We start from the raw sequence: 23440 nt of genomic DNA, 5'->3' as shown, positions 1-23440 counted from the left end.
CCCCGACTTAGAGGAGTTGCCATGAGCGCTTTGTACACTGCAGTTGCCACCGCGTCCGGAGACGGCCGCAACGGAGAAGCCCAGACGAGCGACGGACAGCTGAAGGTCAACCTGGCCACTCCCACGGAGATGGGCGGCTCAGGCGACGGCACCAACCCGGAGCAGCTCTTCGCCGCCGGCTACGCGGCCTGCTTCCTGTCCGCCCTGAAGATGATTGCGCGCGCCGAAAAGGCTCCGATCGCCGACGCAGCCATTACGGCCGATGTCAGCATCCACAAGCAGGACGTCGGCTTCAAGCTGGGCGTGGCCCTGCATGTGGAAATGTCCGGCGTGGACCAGGCCACGGCCGAGAAGCTGGTGGACGCCGCCCACCAGGTCTGCCCGTACTCCAACGCGACCCGCGGCAACATTGACGTGGAACTGGACGTCACCACGGCCTAACAGCCTCTCCGCGGGACAACCCCGGAAAACACAGAACACAAAACACAAAAGGTGCACGCCCCGGTCCGGGGGCGTGCACCTTTTGTTGGCTCAGCGTTTGTTGGCTCAGCGCGGGACGTTAGCTCCGCATCGACTCCGCGATCTGCTGCATGACGGTGTTGTCCGCCAGCGTGCTGGAATCCCCGGCCTCGCGGCCTTCGGCGACGTCTTTGAGCAGGCGCCGCATGATCTTGCCGGAACGGGTCTTGGGCAGCTCCGGCACCACCAGAATGTGCCGCGGCTTGGCGATCGGACCGATTTCCCTGCCCACGTGGTTGCGCAGCGTGGCGACAATGTCGTCGTCGTCCTTGGCGCTGCCGCGCAGGATCACAAAGGCCACCACGGCCTCGCCGGTTGTCTCATCCGCGGCGCCCACGACGGCGGCTTCCGCCACCGAGGGGTGGCTTACCAGTGCGGACTCGATTTCGGTGGTGGAGAGCCGGTGTCCGGACACGTTCATCACGTCATCGACGCGGCCCAGCAGCCAGATGTCGCCGTCCTCGTCCTTCTTGGCGCCGTCGCCCGCGAAGTACATGTTGTCGAACCGGGACCAGTAGGTTGCCTTGAAGCGCTCAGGGTCGCCCCAGATGCCGCGCAGCATGGCCGGCCACGGTTCCTTGATGACCAGGAAACCGCCGGATCCGTTGGGCACGGATTCTCCCATCTCGTCCACCACGTCAATCGAGATGCCGGGAACGGCAACCTGTGCGGAACCGGGTTTGGTGGCCGTGACGCCCGGCATGGGGGCAATCATGTGCGCGCCGGTCTCCGTCTGCCACCAGGTGTCCACGATGGGTGCCGGGATTTCCTTCTGGTTGCCGTTGGCGCCGATGACGGTGCGGTACCACATCCACGCCTCCGGGTTGATGGGCTCGCCCACGGAGCCCAGCACGCGGATGGAGTCCAGATTGAACTTTCCGGGAATGTCCCGGCCCCACTTCATGCAGGTGCGGATGGCGGTTGGCGCGGTGTAAAGGATGGAGACCTTGTATTTCTCCACCAGTTCCCACCAGCGTCCCTGGTGCGGAGTGTCAGGGGTGCCCTCGTAGATGAGCTGGGTGGCACCGTTGACCAGCGGGGCGTAGGTGACGTAGCTGTGCCCGGTGACCCAGCCGATGTCCGCGGTGCACCAGTACACGTCGGTTTCCGGTTTCAGGTCAAAGGTGTTGAGGTGGGTGAACGCCGTCTGCGCCAGGTAGCCGCCGGTGGTGTGCAGGATGCCCTTGGGCTTTCCCGTGGTGCCGGAGGTGTAGAGGATGAACAGCGGATGCTCGGAGTCGTGGCCCACCGCGGTGTGCTCGGCGCTCGCGGAACCGACGGCGTCCTCCCACCAGATGTCCCGGCCCTCGGTCCACTCGACGGGTTCGCCGTTGCGGCGAACGACCAGGACGCTGGTGACGGTATGGCCTTCCTTCGCCAGTGATTCATCCACGGCGGGCTTCAGGGCGGTGGGCTTTCCGCGGCGGTAGGAGCCGTCGGCGGTCACCACCAGCTTGGCTTCGGCATCGTCAATGCGGTTGCGCAGTGCATCAGCGGAGAACCCGCCGAACACCACCGAGTGGACCGCTCCGATGCGGGCGCACGCGAGCATGGTGATCACGGCTTCGGGGATCATGGGCAGGTACACGGCTACCCGGTCGCCCTTGGATACGCCCAGGGATTCGAAGGCGTTGGCGGCCTTCTTGACCTCTTCAGTGAGCTGGGCATAAGTGTAGGTGCGGGTGTCACCGGGCTCGCCCTCGAAGTAGATGGCCACACGGTCGCCGCGGCCGGCTTCAACATGGCGGTCCAGGGCATTGTAGGCCGCGTTGAGTTTTCCGCCGCCAAACCACTTGGCAAAGGGCGCGTCGGACCAGTCCAGGGTCTCGGTGAAGTCTTCGTCCCAGGTCAGCAGACTGCGGGCCTGGCGGGCCCAGAACTCCGGACCTTCGGCCGCTGCTTCGTCATAGACCGACTGCTGGGCAACCGCGCCGGCGGCGAAATCCGCGCTGGGCGGAAAACTGCGGCGCTCGTGGAGCAGGTTCTCCAGTGCGTCGCCTTGCTGCTTGACGGGGGACTGTTCAGACATCATGAACCCTTTCGCTTAGCTGTCGCCCACGGTCCAGCCCGGATCGAGGGGCTGCCGTAGCGTTGCAATTACCCTAACGCCGATCGGCCGCCAGTGTGTTAACCGTCACATTCAGGCCCGGTAACGGGGGTATTTGTGCGGTGAGCGGTAGATCACGGCCCGTGTCGCAGCGGCAGTTCGGCTAGTCTGCGGTGCCGGCGTTGACTAGGCTGTGCAGGGAAGCAACCGCTTTTTACCAGTGCAGGCGGCTCGCCCTGCCGCGGACCGCAGATGTTCTGCCGGCCTGCAGGCGGCGGCCGCGAATGGAGAAACGAATGAACCAGCCCCCCGTTGAGAACGACGCCCGAACGGCGACGGAGACTCCGGCACCGTCGGAGATTCATTCCGCCGGCGAGGACAACGCCCGGACGGCAGTCCTGGGTCCGTTTGGCCTGCGGGACACCGTGGTCGGTGGCTCCGTCCTCCTCATGCTGATTGGTTCCCTGCTGCCGTGGAGCTTTGCGTTCGGCCTGGAAGCCACCTTCTGGTCCCCGCTGACGCCGTTGTTCTTCCTCGGAATCGGCATCATCCTGCCGCTGCTCGTCGCCGGGCTCTTTGCCGCCCGCCGGATGGCTCCCGAACTGAAATACCGCGTTGGCTCGCTCTCCGTGGACCAGTTTGGTTCCGTTGTAGCTGTTTTGGCGGTGGCCTTCTTCTTCCTGCAGATGGTCAACGACTTCACGATTGGCGCCCTGGTCACCCTCATCGGAGCCCTGGGCCTGGTGGCCTCCACCACGCTCGCACCGCACATCCCGCCCTTCTCCCGCGAGTTCGACGAGCGCCCCGCGGCACCGGCCCACGTCATGGCCCGCGACGCTGTCCGTTTGCGCCGCCGTCCGGCCAAGCCCGCACCACAGGGAGCCACGGCCGCCGGTGCGGAGCACGGCACCGGTGAGAACGCCGGCAACAGCGCCGAGCCTGCAGAATCGCGCTTCGCAGGGATGGGCAAGGGTATGGGCAAGCTGGCCCCGACCGGATTGTTTGGCCGCAAGGCTAACGACGGCGTGACCCCCGGCGCCGATGCCCCCGCCGTTAACGGCATCCCGGCAGATGCCGCGGAAGCCGGCTCCGGAGCGGGCCGCACGGAACCTGCCCGCACGGAAGCTGTTCCTGCCGACTCAGCCCGGGCAGAATCCACAGCTGACCAGAACGCCGCATCCCAGGGTTCCGCTTCGACTCAGGTACCCGCCGCATCCCAGGGTTCCGCTTCGACTCAGGCTCCCGCAGGGTCTCAGGCTCCCGCAGCGGCGCCGGACAGCGAGGATGCCCTCGCGGCCACCACGGTCAACCCGGTGGTTCGGGCAAAGTCCGCCGAGGCGGAACCGGCCACGCAGGCCTCGGCCCAGGTGCCGTCGTCGGGCAATGAATCCATCAGCGCCACCCGTGAAGAGTCCGAAAACGTGGTGGAAGCATTCTGGTTTGCGGTGGGAACCCCGCGCCAGATCGTGGATGAACGCACCGGACTGCCGCTGTTCATGTTCCACCCGGGAGACTGGGAGCTGGGCCTGGAAGACCGCGGCACCGAATTCCTGGTCCAGGACAAGCGCACCGGCCGCATCGGCGTGCTGCGGGACTTGAGCAACATCGAGCGCGTTGGTGAGGATTCCGGCGAGTAGTCCGGAAACCCCCACCACCGCAGCGGCGCAACAGAAGGACACCAACCAAGTGGCAAAGGCAACCGGGAGTGATCCCTCCCTGCTGGCCCTGAAACGCAGGGCCCGGAAGATCAACCGGATGCTGGGGGAGCTGTACCCCTACGCTGTGGCTGAATTGGATTTCACCAACGCGTTTGAGCTGCTGGTGGCCACCGTCTTGTCGGCGCAGACCACCGACATCCGGGTCAACGCCGTCACTCCCGCGCTGTTTGCCCGTTATCCGGACGCCAAGGCACTGGCCGAGGCGGACGAGACGGAGCTGCAGGAGCTGATCCGGCCCACCGGTTTCTTCCGGGCCAAGGCCGCCAGCATCAAGGCGTTGTCCACCCGGCTGGTGGATGAGTACGACGGCGAGGTGCCGGACAAGCTGGAAGAGCTCGTCACGCTGCCGGGAGTGGGCCGGAAGACGGCCAACGTGGTGCTCGGCAACGCCTTCGGCATCCCCGGGATCACGGTCGACACGCACTTTGGCCGGCTGTCACGCCGGTTCGGCTGGACGACTGCCAAGGACCCCGTGAAGGTGGAGGAGGACGTCGCCGAGTTGTTTGAACCCAAGGACTGGACGCCCCTGTCCAATCGGGTGGTTTTCCACGGCCGGCGGGTCTGCCACGCCAAGAACCCGGCCTGCGGCGCCTGCGCGGTGGCCGCGCTGTGCCCGTCCTACGGCGAGGGCGAAACAGATCCGGAAAAGGCGAAAAAACTGCTGAAGTATGAGCTGGCTCCGGGCCGCGAAGAACTGCACGCCCGGATGATGGCCGCTGAGACCCGTGCCCAGCTGCGTGCCGCGGGCTACGGGCTGGAAGCATGAGCGCCTACGCCGATCTGAGGGAGCTGGGTGTTTCAGCCTCGGCCCGCAGCACCAGCTTCGACGCGAATCTGGAGCTGCTGCGCCGCAGCGTGGACCCGGCCACTGCCCGCCGTGCCGCGGTGCTGATCCTCTTCGGCAACCTGGATGACAAGCCCGCTGACTTCCGTACCGCCGGTGTTCCCGAGGAATTGGATGTCCTGCTGGTGGAGCGGGCCGCCACCCTGAACGACCATCCCGGGCAGGTGGCCTTTCCCGGCGGCTCCGTGGACGCGGTGGATTCCGGCCCGGAGGCCGCCGCCCTGCGCGAAGCGCAGGAGGAAACGGGGCTGGACCCGGACGGCGTCGTCGTTCTGGGCACGCTGCCCGAGGTTGGCCTGCCGGTCAGCAACTTCCTGGTGACTCCGGTGCTGGGCTGGTGGGACCGGCCCACCCCGGTGGATGTGGTGGATTACGGCGAGTCGGCGTCCGTGTTCCGGGTCCCGGTGGCGGACCTGCTGAACCCCGAAAACCGTCGCACCGCGGTGATGAGCCACGGCCGGAACAAGCACCGCTCGCCCGCCTTCCTCGTGAACGGGGTGCTGGTGTGGGGTTTCACGGGAATCATCCTCAGCGGGGTGCTTGAGGAGCTGGGCTGGACTCTGCCCTGGGATGAAAACCGGGAAATCGTTCCCGATCTGTAGACGCTGGTTGGGCCTGCAGGACGGTCACGGCCAGCTGGACACGGTTGGTGACGTTCAGCTTCGTGAAGGCGTTGGCGATGTGGGTTTTGACGGTGGCAATGCTGACGTAGAGTTCGGCGCTGATTTCAGCGTTGGTCAGCCCGCGGGCAACGGCCCGGGCAATGACGTGCTCGCGTTCACTGAGGACCGCCAGCGGGTTGTGCTGTGACGCGGGCTCCGAGAATTCTGCGGATGCGGCCGCCGCGGCCGCCACGATGCGCTTGAGGACACCGGGGGAGAAGCGCAGGTTGTCGGCAGCTGCCGCCCGGACGGCAGAGACCATGTCTGCCGGCGGCGTGTCCTTGAGCAGGAATCCACTCGCACCGGCACGCAGCGCGGACAGAATGAAATCATCGGTGTCGAAGGACGTCAGGACGATCACCCGGGGCGGCTCCGGCGCCGCCGTGATGCGCTCCGTGGCGGCGATGCCGCTCAGGCGAGGCATCCGGATGTCCATGAGGACGACGTCGGGCGCTAGCTCGGCGGCAAGCCGAACGGCGGTGTCGCCGTCGTCAGCTTCACCGATGATGGCAATATCCGGCGCCCCGTCGAGAATGAGCCGGAGCCCTGCACGGATGAGGGGTTCATCGTCCGCGAGCAGGACCTTGATTGACGCGGTGCTCACCAGGGAACCTGCACTGCGGTGGTGTAGACCCCGCGCTTAGCACCCGATTCAAAGGAGCCGCCGGAGAGCCTGGCCCGCTCGGCCAGCCCAATCAGGCCGAGCCCGTCCGGTGCAGGGGACGTGGAGCGGGAAACCGGATTACTGACCGTCACCGTGATGCCCTCCCCGGGTGCACCTGTGAGGGACACAGCCACGGGATGGCCGGGAGCATGTTTTTGGGCGTTGGTGATGCCCTCCTGCGCCACCCGGTACAGATGGCGGGAGGTGGCATCGGCGGGACCATCCGCTCCGGCTGCCAGCAGCGCCGGTTCGATGCTCAGCGTGATGTCGGTGCCGGCCGCCCGGGCTGATTCCACGAGTGCCGGAATGGCGGAGATATTGGGCTGGGGCGCCGTGGCCTCCGGCTCTTCACGAAGAACGGCCAGTACCTGGCGCAGCTCCGACGCAGCTTTGGCAGCGGTCTCCCGGAGGACCCCGGCCGTGGAACGGATGGTCTCCGGCTCCAGATCGGTGCGGTATTCCAGGGCGCCGGCATGCATGCTGATCAGGCTCAGGCGGTGCGCCAGGGTGTCGTGCATTTCCCGGGCGATCCGGGTGCGCTCGGCCAGCCGTGCCTGATCCGCCCGCGCATCCTGTTCCCGGCGGGCGCTGTCCGCTTCCTGCCGGAGGGAGACGATCAATGCTCTTTTGGCGCCGCGGTTCAGCCCGATCAGCACCAGAACTCCCAGCATGCCCAAAGCGATCAACAGCACCCACCCGTAGTCTTCGGCGCCATCAACCGGGTTGACCGCCAAGTCGACCAACACGGCTGCAAGAAAGACAAGCGCAGTGGCGGCCAGAAGACGAGGTCGCCGCAGGGCCGCGAGGCGGACGATGCACAGGCAGGCGGCGGGAAGGGCCAGGGTGGAGAGTCCGCTGAGGGCAATGATGGCAAGTCCGGCGCCCACCGGTGACCGGCGCAGGGCGATGGGGAGGAGGCCGACGGCGGTCAGACCCAGGATGAAGTCCAGGAACATCAGCCCTATGAAAGGCAGCGGATCGGAGTCGTCCGGCGGCAGCATGGAGCCGCGGACGATCAGGAAAACCAGGACCCCGACTGCCGCGGCGGCGGCGGTGATGCCGGCCGTCTTCCAGGGGCTGGGGCGTTGAGTCGGGAGCGGCATTCTAGAAATCCTAGTGAGCGGTCTGCCGGAGAACAATTAGCCAAAAGCATGAAGTCTTTTCCGTCATGTGGCTGGTGGCGGGAGCCGATGGGCCGAAGCGGAACGCGGCGCCGGGCGGGCAGGCTGGGAGCATGACTTTCTCTGCTGATCATCCTGCCGCCGCTCCCGCCTATCCCTTTCACCGCCTGCCCCGCTCCCTGCCCGGCTACCGCTGGTGGCATCCGCTGACCACGGTGTTGGTCATGGTTGTCCTGTTCTTTGTCCTGAGCATGCTGTCGATGGGGATAACAGCGGTGGTGGGGATCTTTGTGCCGGAGGTTTCCGCCATGGTTGACCGGGCATTGTCAGCGCAATCAGACCTCGGGGACCCGGTGCAGCTCGCCTTTCTGCTCGGAACCGTCTGCCTGCTCTGGCCCGCGGCGGCACTGGGCGTGCGGTGGGGCGGCAGGCGTTCCGCCGGAACTCTCTCTTCGGTCACCGGCCGGCTGCGCTGGCGGTTGTTTCCCAAGCCGCTCGTCCTCGCGGCCGGCCTGTTCGCGGCTTTGAACGCCCTGAGCCTGCTGGTGCCGGAGTCCTTGCGAGGAAGCGGCGGAGTCCCGGACGGGAGACCAAACCCCGGTGATGTCTGGCTTCTGCTGCTGGTGGTCCTGGCGCTGGTGCCAGTGCAGGCAACTGCTGAGGAGTATGTGTTCCGCGGTCTGCTGATGCAGGGCATCGGTTCCTGGCTGCGCCATCCGGCCTTCGCCATTCTGCTGCCGGTTCCCCTCTTTGTCCTTGGCCACGGCTACGGACCGGCGGGGCAGATTGACGTGGCTGCCTTTGCCGTCGCGGCCGGCTGGATCACCTGGCGCACCGGCGGGCTGGAAGCAGCGATCGCGCTGCACGTCATCAACAACCTGGGAGCGTTCGGCCTGGGCGCGGCGGGCTTCGGGGACCTCAATGCCACCGACCTGCCGTGGGCCGCCCTGCCCTTCTCGCTGGCCTTCCTGTTGGCCTACTCCCTGATCGTCATCCGTTGGTTCCCGGCTCCTGTGCCGTCGCGTGCGGCGGAGCGTTACTTGGCTTCGGCGTAGGAATCCACGGTTACGGCCACCACCGGGAATTCCAGCGGGATCCGGCCGAACAGCAGGCGGGTGGCTGCCGCAGCGGCCTCGGTGACCAGGGCGCTGACCTCATCTGCCCGGTCAGCGGGCACATGAAGCATCACTTCGTCATGCAGGAAAAAGACCAGCTGCCCCGCCGGGGAGGAGGACGACGCCGCCCGCAGCCGCCGTCGTATTTCCGCCAGCCAGCACAGCGCCCATTCCGCCGCTGTGGACTGCACTACAAAGTTGCGGGTGAACCGGCCCTGGGAGCGGGCGAGGGAATCGGCGCGGCGCTGTTCCTCGGCGGACGCGGTCTGCTGGGCACGCAGCCAGCGTTCGGAGACCGGCGGCGAGGTGCGGCCCAAATGGCTGCTGACCGTCTTTCCGGCTTCCCCTGCCCGGGCACCGCGCTCCACCACTCCAATTGCCTGCGGGTAGGACCGGGTCAGGGCGGGCATCAGCCGGCCGGCTTCACCCGAAGTGGCACCGTACATGGCACCGAGCATGGCCATTTTGGCCAGCGCCCGGTCGCCGTTGAAGTTCTGGTCCGCGATGCCCTGGTACAGGTCCTTTCCGCGGGCCGCGGCAGCCAGGGCATTGTCTCGGCCCAGAGCGGCCAGCACCCGGGGTTCCAGCTGCGCGGCATCGGCGACAATCAACCGGTAACCCGGATCCGGGCGCACCGCATCACGCACGTACTTGGGAATCTGCAGGGCACCGCCGCCGCGGGAGGCCCACCGGCCGGAGACCACCCCGCCCACCACGTATTCGGGCCGGAACCTGCCGCCGTCCACCCAGGCATCCAGCCAGGTCCAGCCGTTGGCGTTCAGCAGCCGCGAGAGCCGCTTGTATTCCAGCAGCGGAGCAATGGCGGGGTGTTCATGCTGCTGCAGCTCCCAGGAGCGGGTGGATTTCACCTCGATGCCGGCCCGGTGCAGGGCGCGCAGCAGTTCCTGCGGCGAATCCGGATTGAACCCCGGGTTCCCCAGTTTGTCCCGCAGCTCTGCTGCGAGCTGTTCCAGCCGCACCGGATGCTGCCCCTCGGGCGGGCGCGGCCCCAGCTCGGCCTCCAGCATGGCTTCGTGAATATCGCGGCGCCAGGGCAGGCCGGCGTGTTCCATTTCCACGGCAATCAGGCCGCCGGCGGATTCGGCGGCCAGCAGCAGTGCCAGCCGGCCTGGGGCGGAGGAAGCCGCGACGGCCGCCAGTTGGTCCTGCAGCTCGGCCGCCTGGTCCTCCGGCGACGGACCGCGCCTGCCGGCCAGGGCGTCGAAACCCTCGAGGTCCTCAAAAAGCGAGCTCTGGTTCGGTGCCGGCTGGACCGGCAGCAGCTGGCGCGGGAGCAGGTCCGCATCCTCGCCCGGCGTCTCGGCACGCAGTTTGTCGATATAAGGGGACGCCGGCACGGCTTCGGAAAAACGCAGGATCCCGCGGACCAGGGCCAGATCATGGCTGCGTTCCACGGTGACCCCGGCGTCCAGCAGACGGGGATAGATGTCCCGTGTGCTGCCGAAAACCCAGCGGACGTTCTGCGGCCGTTCCTCGTAATGCCGCACCGCGGCGGCCAAGTGCCCGGGGGCGACGACGGCGGGTGCTGCGCCGGGCTGCCCGGCGTCGTCCATTTCCTGCAGCAAAAGGGACCCGGCGGGGGAGGCCGGCCCGGCGGCGGAGAGGACAACGTACATGGTTCCATTGTCCCTGCCTGCCGGCGGTGCTTCAGCCGACCCAACATGACGAATAAAAACGTGCGTCACTCCTCATTACATAGGTCACACCAGTATCGTTTATATTAGGTTTGGCAACCCTAACTCGCGTGGTCCGTAAACGCCATTGGTACGCCGCCCTCCCGCCTCAGGCCCGCGACGATTCAGGTTCCTTATGTCCACAGTGCAAGACCAATGCTCGCGGCTCCAGGCGATGCGCGGAGAGAATCTGGTACTCCGCTACGGCAGCACGCTCGTGGTCCAGGGTGTTTCGCTGACGCTGGAACCCGGCCGGGTCACCGCGCTTGTCGGCCCAAACGGCAGCGGGAAGTCGACCTTGCTGCGCTCCCTGGCACGTCTGCACCGCGTCGACGGGGGGACCGTAAAGCTGGGCGGCGGAATCGACCGGCCCGAATGCGAGGCTTCCCTGCTCAGTGCGCGCGAGTTCGCGCGTGAGGTCACGTTGTTTGCCCAGTCGCGGCCGGCTCCCCAGGGCTTGACGGTGAGTGAGGTGGTTGCCTTCGGCCGCCACCCGTACCGGCGGCGATTTGCCGGCCTCTCCGCCGCGGACCGCAGCGCCGTGAACCGTGCCCTGCGCGCCACCGGAGTCATGGACATGGCGCAGCGGCCGGTCGGGGAACTCTCCGGCGGCGAAGTGCAGCGCGTCTGGCTCGCCGCGTGCGTAGCGCAGGAGACCGGCGTCGTCCTGCTGGATGAGCCAACCAATCATCTTGACCTCCGCTACCAGATCGAGACCCTCGATCTGGTCCGCGACCTCGTGGATGACCACGGCGTTGCTGTCGGCATCGTGCTGCACGATCTCGACCACGCTGCCCGGATCGCCGATCACCTGCTCCTGCTGTCGGACGGCCGGATCCACGCCTCCGGCAGCCCGCTCGAGGTACTGACCGCCGCGAACATCAGCGAAGTGTACGAGCTCTCCGTCGAGGTCGCCCTCGACCCGCGCACTAACCATCTGCGCATCGATCCCGTTGGACGCCATGCCAACCGCACCGCAACCCAAGTTCCTGCTCCGCCCCGGAGCGCCACCCGAGAGGACCACCGATGATCCGTTCCCGTTCTTTTGCGAGCACGGCCGCGACACTTGCCGTCGCCGCCCTCGCCCTCAGCGCCTGCGGCACCACCGAGGTCAGCGAAGCTGCCGATGTCGCCGCCGCAACGTCCGAGAGCTGCGCGGCAGACACGACGACCACCTCCACCGATGCGGTCTCAATGACCGACGGCGTGGGCCGCACGGTGGAGCTCGACAAGCCCGCCGAGCGCATCGCGGTGCTTGAGTGGCAGCAGATCGAGGACGCTCTCACACTGTGCGTAACACCTGTGGCTGTCTCCGACGCCGAGGGCTACGGAACGTACGTAAGCGCCGAAACCATCCCGGAGGGCGTTGCCGACATCGGCACCCGCGGCGAACCCGACATGGACGCACTCTACGCAGCGGACCCTGACCTGATCATCATCGAGGCCTACAGCGCCGACGATGAACTCATCGCCCAGCTCGAGGAACGCGGCGTTCCCGTGCTTGCCACTGTCGGCGCGGACGGCGCGGACCCGATCGGCAACATGAAGAACGTGTTCAACATGATCGCCGAGGCGACCGGCCGCACCGATCGTGCCGCCGAAGTACTGGGGGACTTCGACGCACATCTGGCTGCTGCCAAGGACAAGGTCCAGGCCGTTGACCTGCCGACCACCGACTTCCTCTTCTTCGACGGATGGATGGAAGGCGGCAACGTGGTGATCCGCCCGTACGGCGAGGGTGCTCTCTTCACCGCGCTGGGCGAGGAGCTTGGCCTCACCGCTGCCTGGACCGACGAGATTGATGCCTCCTACGGCAGCGGCGGCGTCGATCCCTCGTACGGTCTGGGCCAGACGGATATCGAGGGCCTCACCGCCGTCGGCAACGCCACCTTCTTCTACTCTGCCGACGAGGGTGCCGACGGGTATGTCAGCGAGTTCGAGAAGAGCCCGATCTGGACCGCTCTTCCTGCCGTGAAGGAAGGCCGTGCGCACGAGTTCCCGGCAGGAGTCTGGGGTGCCGGCGGTCCGCTGTCCAACCAGCAGGCAATCGACGCGTACGTCAACATCATTACCGAGCAGGGTTGAGCAACTCCGCCCGAACAGCACCGTCCGGCACCGGACATGCTCCGGTGCCGGACGCCGGTCTTCGCGCCGGGATGAGCGGGGCGGCCGTATTGGCCGCCCTGCTCGCCGCCGTCGTTTTGGTGGGCATGTGGCACCTGACCCAGGGCACGTCCGGTGTTGGCATGCTGGATCTGGTGCGCCTGGCCGGCGGTGCCCGGGAGGACATTGGCGGCGTGCCGGTCAGCGACATTTTGACCGGTTCCCGCCTGCCGCGTCTGTTCGCCGGAGTGGGGGTCGGTTTCGCGCTTGGGGTTGCCGGAGCGCTGCTGCAGTCGATCTCCCGGAACACCCTCGCGTCGCCGGACACGCTCGCGGTCACCGCCGGTTCCTACTTCGCGCTCACCATTGTCGCCGCCTTTGGCTTGGCCGTTCCGCTCTGGGCATCCAGCGGCGTCGCGTTTGTGGGCGGGCTGGCCGCTGCCGCACTCGTGCTGGGTCTCGCCGGAACTTCCGCCGGCTCGGGAACCACACGGCTCATCCTTGCCGGGTCCGCGACCGCCATGGCCCTGGATGCGGCCACCGCGATGCTCCTGATCCTCTTCAAGGAGAACACGACAGGTCTCTTTGCCTGGGGCAGCGGATCCCTGGCGCAGCTGAACCTCGACGCGTCCGTACGTGCAGCGCCGGTCATCATTGTCGCGCTCGCGGGTGCCCTGCTGCTTGCCAGGCGCCTGGACGTGCTCGGCCTCGGCGATGACACCGCGTTTTCGCTCGGCGTGCCGCTCCGTTCAACCCGCATCGCCGCAGTTGTTGCCGCCGTCGTGCTCACGGCCGTCTCCGTGACGCTTGCAGGGCCGATCGCCTTTGTCGGTCTCGGGGCACCGGTACTCGCGCGGCTGCTTGCCAGCCGGATCCCGGTGCTGAACCGCCACGTTTTCCTGATTCCCGTGTCCGGCCTCCTCGGTTCACTCCTGATCCTGCTGGCAGACGCGACCCTGCGGGCTCTCCTCGGGGCTGAAGGTGCTTCGTCCATTCCCACCGGGATCCCCACCGCCCTGCTCGGGGCCGTGGTCATTGTTCTGCTCGCGCTGCGGCTGCGGGACTCCGGCCCGGTCCGCCAGCCCCCGCAGGCACGCGGCGGGCTGCGCACCCGTCGCCGCTTCGTGCTGGTGCTGGCCGGTGCCGGCGTCCTGCTCGCGGCCGCCGCTGTGGCGGGCCTGCTCGCCGGCAGCCTGTGGCTGCGCACCGGCGACGTTGCCCTGTGGCTGAACGGCACGGCACCGGACCTGATTGGGCGGGCGCTGGATGACCGGATGCCGCGTGTGGCCGCAGCATTGCTGGCCGGTGCCGCACTGGCGCTGGCCGGCTGCGTGGTGCAGAGCACGGTGCGCAATCCGCTCGCCGAACCCGGCATCCTCGGCATCACCGCCGGCGCGGGCCTCGGCGCCGTCATAGTCGTCACCATGCTCGGCGGCGGGCGGTCCCTCCTGATCCTCACCGCGGTGGCGACGGGACTGGCCACGTTCGGCCTGATTGCCCTCCTGACCTGGCGCGGCGGGTTCCTGCCGGACCGTTTCGTGCTGATCGGCATCGGCTGCGGCTACGGGCTGAGCGCCCTGACGACCTTTTTCCTGCTCCGCGCCGATCCATGGAATACGCCGCGCATCCTCACCTGGCTGTCCGGCACAACATATGGAAGGACGCTGCCCGACGTCGTTCCGGTCGCGGCCGCGCTCGTTGTCGCGGTTCCGCTGCTGTTTGGCATGCGGCGGCAGCTCGATCTCCTCGCGGTGGATGAGGACACTCCGCGCATCCTCGGCGTGCAGCTGGAACGGACCCGGCTCGGGGTGCTGTCCGTCGCGGCCGTCCTCGCTTCACTCAGTGTGGTCGCCGTCGGAGCAGTGGGCTTTGTGGGCCTGGTGGCTCCGCATCTTGCCCGGGCTTTGGTCGGAGCGCGGCACGGGCGCCTCATCCCCGTGTCCATGATGGTCGGAGCACTGCTCGTCTGCGTTGCGGATACGCTGGGCCGCACGCTCATCGCCCCCGCCTCTATTCCCGCGGGGCTGATGATTGCGCTAATCGGCGCGCCGTACTTCGTCTGGCTGCTGCGCCGCTCACGCTAGGCGGTGCCGGCTGCTGACCAGCTGACTAGGGCAGGAAGCCGCGGATCACGGTGCTGATCAGCTTCGGGTGCTCGGCCACCAATCCGTGCGATGCGCCCGGCACTATGCACAGCCGGGCGCCGGGAATGGAGGCTGCCATCAGGAGGGTGTGGTCCGGCCGAATCGAGTCGCGGTCCGCGGCCATGATCAGGACGGGAGCGGTGATGCGGGTAAGGTCCGCTGCCGGGATGTTCGGTTCCGTGGTCCAGAGCCGGAACAGCTTATTGAGGACGACGTCGGCGTGCTCCGGGCCGTCGGGTGACAGCCGTTCGTAGTGCAGGCGTTCGACGTCGGGTTTGGCGGCCGAAGCGGATGCGCCGTCGCCGTCGGGTCCGCCAGCGGTGTGGACAGGACTCTGCCGCGCCGGTGTGAGCACCAGCGATTGGTGCTCTTCGTCGGTGCTGAAGGCAGAGGGATCCAGGTTGGCGCTGATGGCCGTGAGGGAGCGGACACGCCCCGGATGCTCTAGTGCGAGCAGCAACCCAAGGATGGCGCCGTCGCTGTAACCGATGACATGGACAGCTTCGAGGTTCTGGCTGTCGAGGTAGGCCAGCGTGTCAGCCAGTCCGCGGGCGTAGCTGTATTCGCCGTCGATGTCGGCGGAGCGGCCGTGGCCGGGACGCTCGAAGGCATGCACCCGATAGTGCGGGACCAGGGAATCGGAGAGCTCCCGCATCGCTTCCAGGGAGCAGAAGCCGCCGTGGAGCAGGAGAACAGGGGCGCCGTCGCCGGCAACCTCTGCATAAAGGTCCATGCCGTTGATCTGCAGGTACGTCATGCGTCCGGCATACCTTCCTGTTCCACTTCTGTTTTCACCGCGGATGTAGCCCCTCCATCCTCCCACGCGGGCTGCCGGCGCTGTGTTCCTTCACGCCCGTCCTCCACACCGTACGGGCAACCTCGGCTTGTCCCCAGCGCTGCAGTGGTCCGCTGTACTGCTGCTGCGGCTGGGCAACTCTGGGAGCATGAGCGAAGAACAACTGTGGGTGCCGTCCTCCGGGCACCGGAAGGCACGCGCGCTGCGGGCGCAGTTCCCGGCGGAACACACACGGGCACCGGCTCGGTTTAACCTGCGCACGGAGAGTGCCCCGTCCCATTCAACGGCCCGCGGTCCAAGCACCTCGGCGCCGGTCATCCTGATCAGTGCATCCCAGCGGATCCAGGATGAGGTGGCCAGAATTGCTGCGGCAGCGGGCGTGGAGTTGGAAGTGATGCCGGACGCAGCAGCCGCATTCCAGCGCAACCCAGAAGTGATGCTCTTGGGCAGCGACCTGGCGGGTGTGGGACCTGGACACCGTATGTCACCGGACAGGAACCGGCGTCGACGGGCGGAAACCATCCTGGTGGGCTTCGAGCAGGACACGGATTTGTGGAAGCAGGCAGCCCGGCTCGAAGCCGCGCGCGTAGCCGTGCTTCCGGCGGCTTCGGGCTGGTTGGCGGAATACCTTGGTCGCCGGCGAGAACACAATTCGGGCTTTGTGCTGGGAGTCGTGGGCGGAAGCGGGGGAGCCGGGGCCTCCACCCTTTCGTGCTGGCTGGCCCAGGAAGCTGCCGAACACCGGATGGAAACGCTGTTGGTGGACGGCGACCCCCTCGGCGGTGGACTGGACGCCAGCCTGGGAAGCGGTGAAGTCCCCGGAGTGCGCTGGCCCGACTTGACGGAGGTCCGCGGGGCGTTGAACCCGGTGCAGCTCACTTCTGCGCTGCCTCGGGTGTCGGGTTTTGCGCTGCTCGCCGGTGGTTCCGCGGATTCCGATGCCGACGACGGCGAGGCGGGACCCGGGTATTCGGGAACACAGTCCTTGGTTGAAGCTCCTGCGGAAGAAAGCATCCGGGCAGTCATGGACGCAGCCCGTGCGGCCTTTGCCCTCACCATTGTGGACTGCGCACGGCACCTGCCCGGTCAGCTGCTGCTCTCCTGCGACGCATTGCTGGTGGTGGTTCCGGGACGGCTGCGGCCCGTGCTCGCAGCCAGATCATTGAGTCGAAGCCTGGGAGGCACCGTACCCAAAGCAGCAGTGGTCCGTGGACCGCTGGGCGACGGACTGGACGACGCCCGTGCAGCTGACGCCGCCGGGCTGCCCCTGGCCGGCTACCTGCCCGCGACGCGCCGCCTCGAACACGCCGAGGCACGCGGACTGTTGCTGCAGCGTGGCCGCAGCCGCAGCATCCGGCGGGTAACCGGACAGCTGGTGGAACGGTTTGCCGCCGAGGTGCCCCAGCCCGCTGACCCGAGGCAAAGGCCGCTGTCATGAGCGGGGCAAAGGGCCGCCGGGCAGCATCTTCCTTGCCCGCAGATGACCAGGCACCCCGCGCCGGTGATTCGACCATGGTGCGGGAGGTTCGCCGCAGGATGCTGGACGACGGCGAGCCCGTCACCGCGGCCCGGTTGGCAGCTGCAGTGCACTCCAGCGGGCGGCTGCTCGGCACCCAGGGGGCCCTGCGCGCCGTTGACCGGGTGCAGGCGGAACTGCAGGGGCTCGGCCCGCTGCAGGAACTGGCGTTACTCCCGGGGATCAGTGACATCCTCGTGAACGGGCCGGACCGGGTATGGGTGGACAGCGGGCACGGGCTGGAACTGACCGGGCTGCGGTTCGGTTCCGACGCGGAGGTTCAGGGACTTGCCGCCCGGTTGATTGCCGCCGGGGGAAGGCGGCTGGATGACTCCAATCCGTGCGTGGATGTTCAGCTGCGCGGCTACCGGGTCCATGCGGTGCTGCGTCCGGTATCCACCGGTTCCACGCTGCTCTCCATCCGCATCCGGCGCACGCTGACCTTCACCATGGAGGAACTGCAGGCCGGTGGAACTATGGATCCTGAGTGCGCCGCAGTGCTTCGGCGCATCATCGCGTCCCGCCTGAACTTCCTGATCAGCGGAGCCACCGGCACGGGAAAGACCACACTGCTCTCCACCTTGCTGTCATTGAGTAAACCGCACGAACGGCTGGTGCTCGTGGAGGACGCCGCAGAGCTGGATCCCCGCCACCCGCATGTTGTGGGCCTGCAAAGCCGGCATGGCAACGTCGAAGGAGCCGGGTCAGTGGATCAGGCCGAACTGGTGCGCCAGGCTCTGCGGATGCGGCCGGACCGGCTGATCGTGGGGGAGTGCCGCGGCGCCGAGGTCCGTGAACTCCTGGCCGCCATGAACACCGGTCACGACGGCGCCGGTGGCACAATCCATGCCAACTCGGCTGCCAATGTTCCCGCCCGGCTGGCAGCTCTCGGGGCGCTCGCCGGCATGAGCAGCACCGCGGTTACTCTGCAGGCTGCAAGCGCCCTGGACGTGGTGGTGCATCTGGCCCGCAGCGCCGCCGGCCGCCGGGTTGCCGAAATAGCCGTGATCACGGCATCGGCTGACGGCCGGCTGCTGGCGGTGCCGGCGTTGCGGCCGCTGCTGCCAACGGATGCTGCAGATCGGCACGGCGAGGGGTGGGCTGCGCTTCAGGGGCGGATCGGCGGTTCCGGGGAGGAAGCGGCACCGTCCCGCCCAGACGGGCAACAGCCCTCCTGCGGAATCGCCGGGGCCTTGGAGACCTCCGTTTCATGACCGGTCTTTGGATTACCGGGCTGCTCGGGCTGTCGGCGGTTCTGCTGCTGTCGCCTTCCCGAAACCCGGGGCAATTGAGTCCGGGCCTGGGCCGCCGCCTGTCGGGTCCCGGCCGGCCAGAGGACCGGTTCCTGCGGCCCTCGCTTTTGCATCGGCTATCTTCGGACTTTCGACGGTCCCGTTCTGAGCCGGCACTGCAGGAGCTGCCACTTCTGATCCATCAGCTCACTGGTCTGCTGGCGGCCGGCCGCGCCCCGCACCAGCTCTGGGCTGACGCAGCAACCCTGCAGGCAGCGGCCGGGAAGGAATCCGCTGGGTCCCTGCCCGCGCGGCTGCTGCCGGTGCTGGAGGCCGCCGCGCAGTCCGCATCCCTGGGCATCAGCCCTGTACCGGTTTTCCGTGCCGCTGCGCAGGAACAGACTGGAACAGCTCGGAAGACGCGGCGGTCGGGCCGGAGCCGTGACGCAGCATCCCTGGCCGGGTTGTGGACCGGACTTGCGGCGTGCGTGAGCGTGACGGAGCGCAGCGGTGCACCTCTGGCCGGTGTCCTCGGACGGTATGCCGCGCAGCTGGAGAGCGGTTTGGACAGCCAGGCGGCGCGGGAGACCGCAATGGCCGGACCCCAGGCAACCGTCCGCCTGCTGACCTGGTTACCGGTGGGAGGGCTGGGCCTTGGTTATTTGCTGGGGGCAGATCCCGTGGGCGTGCTGCTGGGCAGTCCCCTTGGCTGGTTGGCAGGGACGGCAGGAGTTGCCTTGTCCCTGGCTGGAAGGTTCTGGTCGCGTGCGCTCGTGCGTCAGGCAGCAGGCATCTGATGACCGGAGCCCTGGTGGCGGTATTTCTTGCTGCCGCCGTTGCGCTGCTCCTGCTGCCGGGATGGAATACCGCGCCGCTCACTGTCTCTCCAAACGGGGACGGTGCGCAGAGGACACCGGGACACAACGCCGTTCCCGGGGCAGGCATAGAGGATCCTGCCCTGATGCTGGATCTGACGGCAGCCATGCTGGAGGCCGGGCAGCCGCTCCTCCAGGCGCTTTCCGTCTTGGCAGAGGTAGTGGAACCGGACACCTCAGTGTGTCTTTGCCGGGTGCAGGCTGCCCTGGAGCTGGGTGCCCCCTGGGCGGCAGCGTGGGATCTGGCGGCACCGGAGCGCAGCCGGCTCCCCGAGCCCGCAGCACACCTCCGCGAAGCACTGAGATTCGCAGCCACCACCGGGGCGCCGTCAGCTGCGGTCCTGGTGGCGGAGGCGGCGCAGATACGCCGCCGCCGGGCCCGCGAAGCGGAACGCCGTGCCGCGGCTCTGGGGGTCCGGCTCGTGGTTCCCCTGGGGCTGTGTGCGCTCCCGGCATTCGTGGCCCTGACAGTGGTGCCGCTGCTGATGTCCCTGCTGCCGTCGCTTCCCTAAGACACATCTGCGCGGGTGCTGCGCATCCTCCACAACCGTCTTGCCCGCGGGCGTTGTCCGGAACGGCAACATCCTCACTGGTTCCGAGGGGCCGGCCGATGAAGGATCGGATCACCGCCTCAACAGCGGTGCAGTTACAGCTCACAGCAATCACATCAGGAGGAACCATGCCAGGTTTAAGCAGATCCGTTACCACCGTCCAGCGCGGCCGGGGCAGCACCGGTGAGTCGAACTGCGAGCCGGACGCGCCCGTTTTTTCAACGGAGCACAGTCCCGGGGCGCCGGCTTCCGGGAGCCAACCCTGCGGCTCGGGATTCGGCACAGTGACCGTGCTCTACCCCCGGGCAACGGAGAACGTGTTGCCGATTCCCCTCAACAGAGGGGAGCGCCGCCGGAGAAGCTTCCGCGACAGCGAAGCAGGAATGGCAACGGCAGAATATGCGATTGCCACCTTGGCGGCCGTTGCCTTTGCCGCCCTTCTGGTAGCGGTCCTGGGCAGCGGCGAGGTGCGGTCCCTGCTCATGGGATTGATCCGCAGTGCCCTCACCCTTGGGTAGCGTACAGCGGGAGAATCCACCGGCAGAGTCCTCACGCGGAGCGGTGACCGCTGAACTGGCCGTGGGCCTGCCCGCCGTCGTGCTGCTCCTGGCCGCCGTCCTGACGGGAGTGGCAGCGGGAGCCACCCAACTGCGGGTGGAAGAAGCCGCGCGGGCGGCGGCACGGGAAATCATGCGCGGAGGCACCGCCGAAGCGGAGGACGCGGCCCGCCGGATCGCAGGACCCGGTGCACGGGTGACCGTCACCGCGGACGGGGAATGGATGCTGGTGGAAGTAGGGACCTCCGTCTCGGCTCCGCTGCTGGACCGGCTGCCGCTTGAGCTGACCGGATCTGCCGCGGCGCTTCCGGAATCCCTGCCACCCGGAAACTAAACAAGCCAGAGGAAGCGTGCCGCCGGGCAACCGGACAGATCGGACCACGACCAGCCGAAAGGACGAACCAACGTGGGAGAAGCGCGAGCGGCCGCTGCGGCCGGGAAAGGAGATAAAACCGAGGAGGGCGCGGGCACGGTCATGGTGCTGGGTTCCGGACTATTGCTGCTGATCCTGTGCGCAGCCGTTCTGATGCTGCTGCAAACCGCGGTGGCCGCAAGCAGGGCGGCCACCGCGGCCGATCTGGCAGCACTCGCGGCCGCTGACACGGTTCGTGAACTTCGGAGCGGAGAGCCGTGCGTGGTGGCTGCAGAGGTGGCCGGCCGCAACGGCGCCGTACTGGCAGCATGCACGGTGGACACCGGAGAGCGGACCGTCCAGGTGGAAACCCGGGTGCCCGTCCCGCTGCTGCCGCAGCCTGCCACCGGGCATGCCCGCGCCGGACCTCCGCCGTGAGTCTGGTCTTAGCCCGCTTGCCGGACCGGCGCTGCTGCAGCCGCAGCGGGAGCAGCGCCGGAGCCGGGTTCGGTTTCCCTGCTGCGGGCGTTGTCCAGCAGCACCTGCAGCAGGGTCACCGCACCGGCCTTGGACAGCGGATTGTTCTTGTTGCCGCACTTGGGGGACTGCACGCAGGAGGGGCAGCCGCGCTCGCACTCGCAGGCACGGATGGCGTCGCGGGTGGCGGTCAGCCACAGCTCGGCGGCTTCATAGGCCCGTTCCGCAAAGCCTGCACCGCCGGGATGTCCGTCGTACACGAAGATGGTGGGCTTCTCGGTGTCGGCGTGCAGGGCGGTGGAAACGCCGCCGATGTCCCAGCGGTCGGAGGTGGCGATCAGCGGCAGCATCCCGATGGAGGCATGCTCGGCAGCGTGCAGGGCGCCGGGAAAATCGGCCGGAATCAGGCCCGCCCCGGTGAGCAGGTGCTCGTCAATGACAAACCACACCGCTTTGGTGAACAGTTCCTTGGCCTCAAGTTCCAGCGGCTCCTCGCCCAGGATCTCGTTGGAAATCAGGGCCTTGCGCTGAAAAGAGACCACCTGGGTGGTGACCTTCACGGTGCCGAAACAGACCTGAATCTCGCCCCAATGCGAGGTCCGTTCCGTCTCGATCACTTCAATCTGGGTGACGTCCCGGGCCTGGGTGTAGAACTCCGGGTTGCCGCGGGTGACCATCGCGCAGTGGTCCGCTTCATTAAGCTCGTCCACCAGGAACGTCTGGCCCTGATGCACGTAGACCGCGCCGGTGTGGGCCTGGTACTGGCTCTGCGGCGAATCCATGGTGCCCAGCAGCATTCCGGTGTCGGATTCCACAATGTTGATCGGCCCGCCGCCGTCCGCCCGCAGGTTCACCAGGGCGGCTGCACTTTCCGCATGCGTCCAGAACCACCCCGAGGGCCGGCGCCGCAGGTAGCCCTGGTCCACCAGTTGATCCAGCAGTCCGGCAGCGGTGGGACCAAAGAGCTCCCGCTCGTCGGGGGTCAGCGGGATTTCGGCGGCGGCGGCACAGAGGTGCGGGCCGAGCACATAGGGGTTGGACGGGTCAAAGACAGTTGCTTCCACCGAAATGTCGAAGATCGCCTCCGGATGGTGCACCAGGTACGTATCGAGGGGATCGTCACTGGCCACGAAGGCGGCCAGCGCGTCCTGGCCGGAGCGGCCGGCCCGCCCGATCTGCTGGAAGAGGGAAGCCCGGGTGCCGGGCCAGCCGGCCACCAGCACGGCGTCGAGCCCGGAAACATCGATACCGAGCTCCAGGGCGGAGGTGCTGGAAATGCCCAGCAGCTCGCCGCTGCGCAGCCGGCGTTCCAGCTCGCGGCGTTCCTCCGGGAGGTATCCGGAGCGGTACGCGGCCACCCGGTCCGGCAGCGAGGGATGCACCTCATCCAGCAGCCGGCGGGTGATGGTGGCAATGGTTTCGGCGCCGCGGCGGGACTTGATGAAGGCAATGGTGCGGACCTGTGCCGCCACCAGGTTGGCCAGCAGGTCGGAGGTTTCGGCAATGACGGTCCGCCGGGAGCGCACCCCGTTTTCGCCCTTGAGCTCGGTGAGCTGCGGCTCCCAGAGCGCCACGGTGGTGGCTCCGTGCGGAGAGGCGTCGCGGGTGACGGCGGTGACCTCGCCGCCGATCAACCTGCCGAAGGAGGAGGCCGGGTCCGCCGAGGTGGCGGACGCTCCGATGAACACCGGGTCGGCGCCGTAGTAGCGGCAGATCCGGCGCAGCCGGCGCATGAGGTTGGCAACGTTGGAACCGAAGACACCGCGGTAGCTGTGGGCCTCGTCAATGATGACGTACTTCAGCCGGCGGAAGAACCTGGCCCACCAGGCATGGTTGGGCAGTACCCCGAAGTGCAGCATGTCGGGGTTGGCCAGCACCAGGTTGGCGTGGTCCCGGATCCAGCGCCGGGCACCGGTGTCTGTATCGCCGTCGTATGTTTCAGCGCGCACGGTGGGAAGCTGCAGGGCGTTCACGGCGGAAAGCTGGTCAGCGGCCAATGCCTTGGTGGGGGCCAGATAGAGGGCCACCGACCCGGTTGGCTCCAGCGTGACCCGGTCATCCAGTGCCGTGCGGTGGATCTCGTCCAGGGCAGGCAGCAGGTAGGCCAGGGATTTTCCGGAGGCGGTGCCGGTGGAAATAATCGTGTGCTGCCCCGAGTGCGCGGACTCTGCGGCTTCAATCTGGTGGCGCCAGGGTTCGTGGACACCCACCGTGGCGTAGGCGGCAACGACGTCGGGGTGCGCCCAGTCCGGCCACGGAACGGGAACAGCCTGGCGGGCGGGGATTTCGTGGACATGGACCAGCTGTTCCGGGTCGGCGCCGGAGCCGAGCAGGGGGATCAGGGAATCATGTAGGGCCACTGTGCCATTCTCCCACCGGCCGTCTGGACAGCCGCTGTTAAACGCGCCCGCTCAGCTCCGGGCTGAACCGCTGCGTTTCCGCCGCAAACACGA

The 23440-nt window shown here is 67.6% G+C and carries 21 protein-coding genes; 15 read left to right on the top strand and 6 right to left on the bottom strand.

Going from position 1 to position 23440, the window contains the following annotated elements; genetic code table 11:
• Positions 1-21: 21 nt before the first annotated feature.
• A complete protein-coding gene (locus tag KG104_RS15800; protein WP_104053103.1) occupies positions 22-441 on the top strand; it encodes an organic hydroperoxide resistance protein in 420 nt (139 codons plus the stop codon).
• A gap of 118 nt (positions 442-559) precedes the next feature.
• On the opposite strand, the gene acs is transcribed toward KG104_RS15800, so the two are convergent.
• Positions 560-2548, bottom strand: coding sequence for an acetate--CoA ligase (gene acs / locus KG104_RS15795; protein ID WP_207347740.1), 1989 nt, complete (start codon positions 2546-2548; stop codon positions 560-562).
• 314 nt (positions 2549-2862) lie between these two features.
• Here acs and KG104_RS15790 point away from each other — a divergent pair, with 314 nt between their 5' ends.
• The 3 genes from KG104_RS15790 to KG104_RS15780 are packed head-to-tail and all read left to right on the top strand — an operon-like array spanning position 2863 to position 5730.
• Entirely contained in the window at positions 2863-4203 is a 1341-nt protein-coding gene (locus KG104_RS15790; RefSeq protein ID WP_207347741.1) for an MFS transporter, read from the top strand.
• Between the two features lie 49 nt (positions 4204-4252).
• Positions 4253-5050: an endonuclease III gene (gene nth / locus KG104_RS15785; protein ID WP_258059833.1), complete on the top strand. Its 798-nt coding sequence runs from the start codon at positions 4253-4255 to the stop codon at positions 5048-5050.
• Entirely contained in the window at positions 5047-5730 is a 684-nt protein-coding gene (locus KG104_RS15780; protein ID WP_207347742.1) for an NUDIX hydrolase, read from the top strand. The genes nth and KG104_RS15780 overlap by 4 nt, the downstream gene beginning before the upstream one ends.
• On the opposite strand, the gene KG104_RS15775 is transcribed toward KG104_RS15780, so the two are convergent.
• On the bottom strand, positions 5657-6394 hold the full coding sequence (locus KG104_RS15775) for a response regulator transcription factor (protein ID WP_307858999.1): 738 nt from the start codon (positions 6392-6394) through the stop codon (positions 5657-5659). The genes KG104_RS15780 and KG104_RS15775 overlap by 74 nt on opposite strands.
• A complete protein-coding gene (locus KG104_RS15770) occupies positions 6391-7557 on the bottom strand; it encodes a sensor histidine kinase (protein WP_207347743.1) in 1167 nt (388 codons plus the stop codon). The genes KG104_RS15775 and KG104_RS15770 overlap by 4 nt, the downstream gene beginning before the upstream one ends.
• 131 nt (positions 7558-7688) lie before the next feature.
• On the opposite strand from KG104_RS15770, the gene KG104_RS15765 reads away from it, so the two are divergent.
• Positions 7689-8630 (top strand): CPBP family intramembrane glutamic endopeptidase, encoded by a 942-nt coding sequence (locus KG104_RS15765; RefSeq protein WP_207347744.1) that lies wholly within the window; start codon positions 7689-7691, stop codon positions 8628-8630.
• Here the strand turns inward: KG104_RS15765 and KG104_RS15760 are convergent.
• Positions 8612-10327 (bottom strand): bifunctional 3'-5' exonuclease/DNA polymerase, encoded by a 1716-nt coding sequence (locus KG104_RS15760; RefSeq protein ID WP_207347745.1) that lies wholly within the window; start codon positions 10325-10327, stop codon positions 8612-8614. The genes KG104_RS15765 and KG104_RS15760 overlap by 19 nt on opposite strands.
• 193 nt (positions 10328-10520) lie before the next feature.
• On the opposite strand from KG104_RS15760, the gene KG104_RS15755 reads away from it, so the two are divergent.
• The 3 genes from KG104_RS15755 (at position 10521) to KG104_RS15745 (ending at position 14571) form a co-directional block, all read left to right on the top strand.
• Complete coding sequence (locus KG104_RS15755) at positions 10521-11414, top strand: ABC transporter ATP-binding protein (RefSeq protein ID WP_207347746.1); 894 nt, start codon at positions 10521-10523, stop codon at positions 11412-11414.
• A complete protein-coding gene (locus KG104_RS15750) occupies positions 11411-12469 on the top strand; it encodes an iron-siderophore ABC transporter substrate-binding protein (RefSeq protein ID WP_207347747.1) in 1059 nt (352 codons plus the stop codon). Before KG104_RS15755 ends, KG104_RS15750 begins: the two co-directional genes overlap by 4 nt.
• A gap of 71 nt (positions 12470-12540) precedes the next feature.
• A complete protein-coding gene (locus KG104_RS15745) occupies positions 12541-14571 on the top strand; it encodes an iron ABC transporter permease (RefSeq protein WP_207347897.1) in 2031 nt (676 codons plus the stop codon).
• Between the two features lie 25 nt (positions 14572-14596).
• Here the strand turns inward: KG104_RS15745 and KG104_RS15740 are convergent, their stop codons facing one another.
• Positions 14597-15388, bottom strand: a complete 792-nt coding sequence (locus KG104_RS15740; RefSeq protein WP_207347748.1) for an alpha/beta fold hydrolase — start codon at positions 15386-15388, stop codon at positions 14597-14599.
• A 187-nt stretch (positions 15389-15575) separates the two neighbouring features.
• Here KG104_RS15740 and ssd point away from each other — a divergent pair, with 187 nt between their 5' ends.
• The 7 genes from ssd to KG104_RS15705 all read left to right on the top strand — a co-directional run bounded on the left by ssd (position 15576) and on the right by KG104_RS15705 (position 20948).
• A complete protein-coding gene (gene ssd / locus KG104_RS15735) occupies positions 15576-16865 on the top strand; it encodes a septum site-determining protein Ssd (RefSeq protein WP_207347749.1) in 1290 nt (429 codons plus the stop codon).
• Positions 16862-18157, top strand: coding sequence for a TadA family conjugal transfer-associated ATPase (locus KG104_RS15730; protein WP_372434161.1), 1296 nt, complete (start codon positions 16862-16864; stop codon positions 18155-18157). Before ssd ends, KG104_RS15730 begins: the two co-directional genes overlap by 4 nt.
• Positions 18154-18972: a type II secretion system F family protein gene (locus KG104_RS15725; protein ID WP_237687089.1), complete on the top strand. Its 819-nt coding sequence runs from the start codon at positions 18154-18156 to the stop codon at positions 18970-18972. The genes KG104_RS15730 and KG104_RS15725 overlap by 4 nt, the downstream gene beginning before the upstream one ends.
• Entirely contained in the window at positions 18972-19562 is a 591-nt protein-coding gene (locus KG104_RS15720; RefSeq protein ID WP_104053091.1) for a type II secretion system F family protein, read from the top strand. The genes KG104_RS15725 and KG104_RS15720 overlap by 1 nt, the downstream gene beginning before the upstream one ends.
• A 98-nt stretch (positions 19563-19660) precedes the next feature.
• A complete protein-coding gene (locus KG104_RS18275; RefSeq protein ID WP_308470489.1) occupies positions 19661-20119 on the top strand; it encodes a DUF4244 domain-containing protein in 459 nt (152 codons plus the stop codon).
• Between the two features lie 43 nt (positions 20120-20162).
• Entirely contained in the window at positions 20163-20492 is a 330-nt protein-coding gene (locus KG104_RS15710; protein ID WP_237688611.1) for a TadE family type IV pilus minor pilin, read from the top strand.
• A gap of 72 nt (positions 20493-20564) precedes the next feature.
• Positions 20565-20948, top strand: coding sequence for an Rv3654c family TadE-like protein (locus KG104_RS15705; RefSeq protein ID WP_237688610.1), 384 nt, complete (start codon positions 20565-20567; stop codon positions 20946-20948).
• Between the two features lie 8 nt (positions 20949-20956).
• Here KG104_RS15705 and KG104_RS15700 read toward each other — a convergent pair whose 3' ends face one another.
• Positions 20957-23347 carry a DEAD/DEAH box helicase gene (locus tag KG104_RS15700; protein ID WP_207347750.1) on the bottom strand — a complete coding sequence of 797 codons (2391 nt, stop codon included), beginning with the start codon at positions 23345-23347 and terminating at the stop codon, positions 20957-20959.
• Between the last annotated feature and the right edge of the window lie 93 nt (positions 23348-23440).

Source organism: Arthrobacter sunyaminii (assembly GCF_018866305.1).
GTDB lineage: Bacteria > Actinomycetota > Actinomycetes > Actinomycetales > Micrococcaceae > Arthrobacter_B > Arthrobacter_B sunyaminii.
This window is presented reverse-complemented; position numbering and strand designations above follow the sequence as displayed.

Bases quoted from the DNA above. Each gene is read 5' to 3' on its own strand.
- KG104_RS15780 (WP_207347742.1), top strand. From the start codon at position 5,047: ATGAGCGCCTACGCCGATCTGAGGGAGCTGGGTGTTTCAGCCTCGGCC.
- KG104_RS15800 (WP_104053103.1), top strand. From the start codon at position 22: ATGAGCGCTTTGTACACTGCAGTTGCCACCGCGTCCGGAGACGGCCGC.
- KG104_RS15765 (WP_207347744.1), top strand. From the start codon at position 7,689: ATGACTTTCTCTGCTGATCATCCTGCCGCCGCTCCCGCCTATCCCTTT.
- KG104_RS15745 (WP_207347897.1), top strand. From the start codon at position 12,541: ATGAGCGGGGCGGCCGTATTGGCCGCCCTGCTCGCCGCCGTCGTTTTG.
- KG104_RS15755 (WP_207347746.1), top strand. From the start codon at position 10,521: ATGTCCACAGTGCAAGACCAATGCTCGCGGCTCCAGGCGATGCGCGGA.
- KG104_RS15750 (WP_207347747.1), top strand. From the start codon at position 11,411: ATGATCCGTTCCCGTTCTTTTGCGAGCACGGCCGCGACACTTGCCGTC.
- KG104_RS15725 (WP_237687089.1), top strand. From the start codon at position 18,154: ATGACCGGTCTTTGGATTACCGGGCTGCTCGGGCTGTCGGCGGTTCTG.
- KG104_RS15740 (WP_207347748.1), bottom strand. From the start codon at position 15,388: ATGACGTACCTGCAGATCAACGGCATGGACCTTTATGCAGAGGTTGCC.
- ssd (WP_207347749.1), top strand. From the start codon at position 15,576: ATGAGCGAAGAACAACTGTGGGTGCCGTCCTCCGGGCACCGGAAGGCA.
- acs (WP_207347740.1), bottom strand. From the start codon at position 2,548: ATGTCTGAACAGTCCCCCGTCAAGCAGCAAGGCGACGCACTGGAGAAC.
- KG104_RS15720 (WP_104053091.1), top strand. From the start codon at position 18,972: ATGACCGGAGCCCTGGTGGCGGTATTTCTTGCTGCCGCCGTTGCGCTG.
- KG104_RS15790 (WP_207347741.1), top strand. From the start codon at position 2,863: ATGAACCAGCCCCCCGTTGAGAACGACGCCCGAACGGCGACGGAGACT.
- KG104_RS15760 (WP_207347745.1), bottom strand. From the start codon at position 10,327: ATGTACGTTGTCCTCTCCGCCGCCGGGCCGGCCTCCCCCGCCGGGTCC.
- KG104_RS15730 (WP_372434161.1), top strand. From the start codon at position 16,862: ATGAGCGGGGCAAAGGGCCGCCGGGCAGCATCTTCCTTGCCCGCAGAT.
- KG104_RS18275 (WP_308470489.1), top strand. From the start codon at position 19,661: ATGAAGGATCGGATCACCGCCTCAACAGCGGTGCAGTTACAGCTCACA.
- KG104_RS15770 (WP_207347743.1), bottom strand. From the start codon at position 7,557: ATGCCGCTCCCGACTCAACGCCCCAGCCCCTGGAAGACGGCCGGCATC.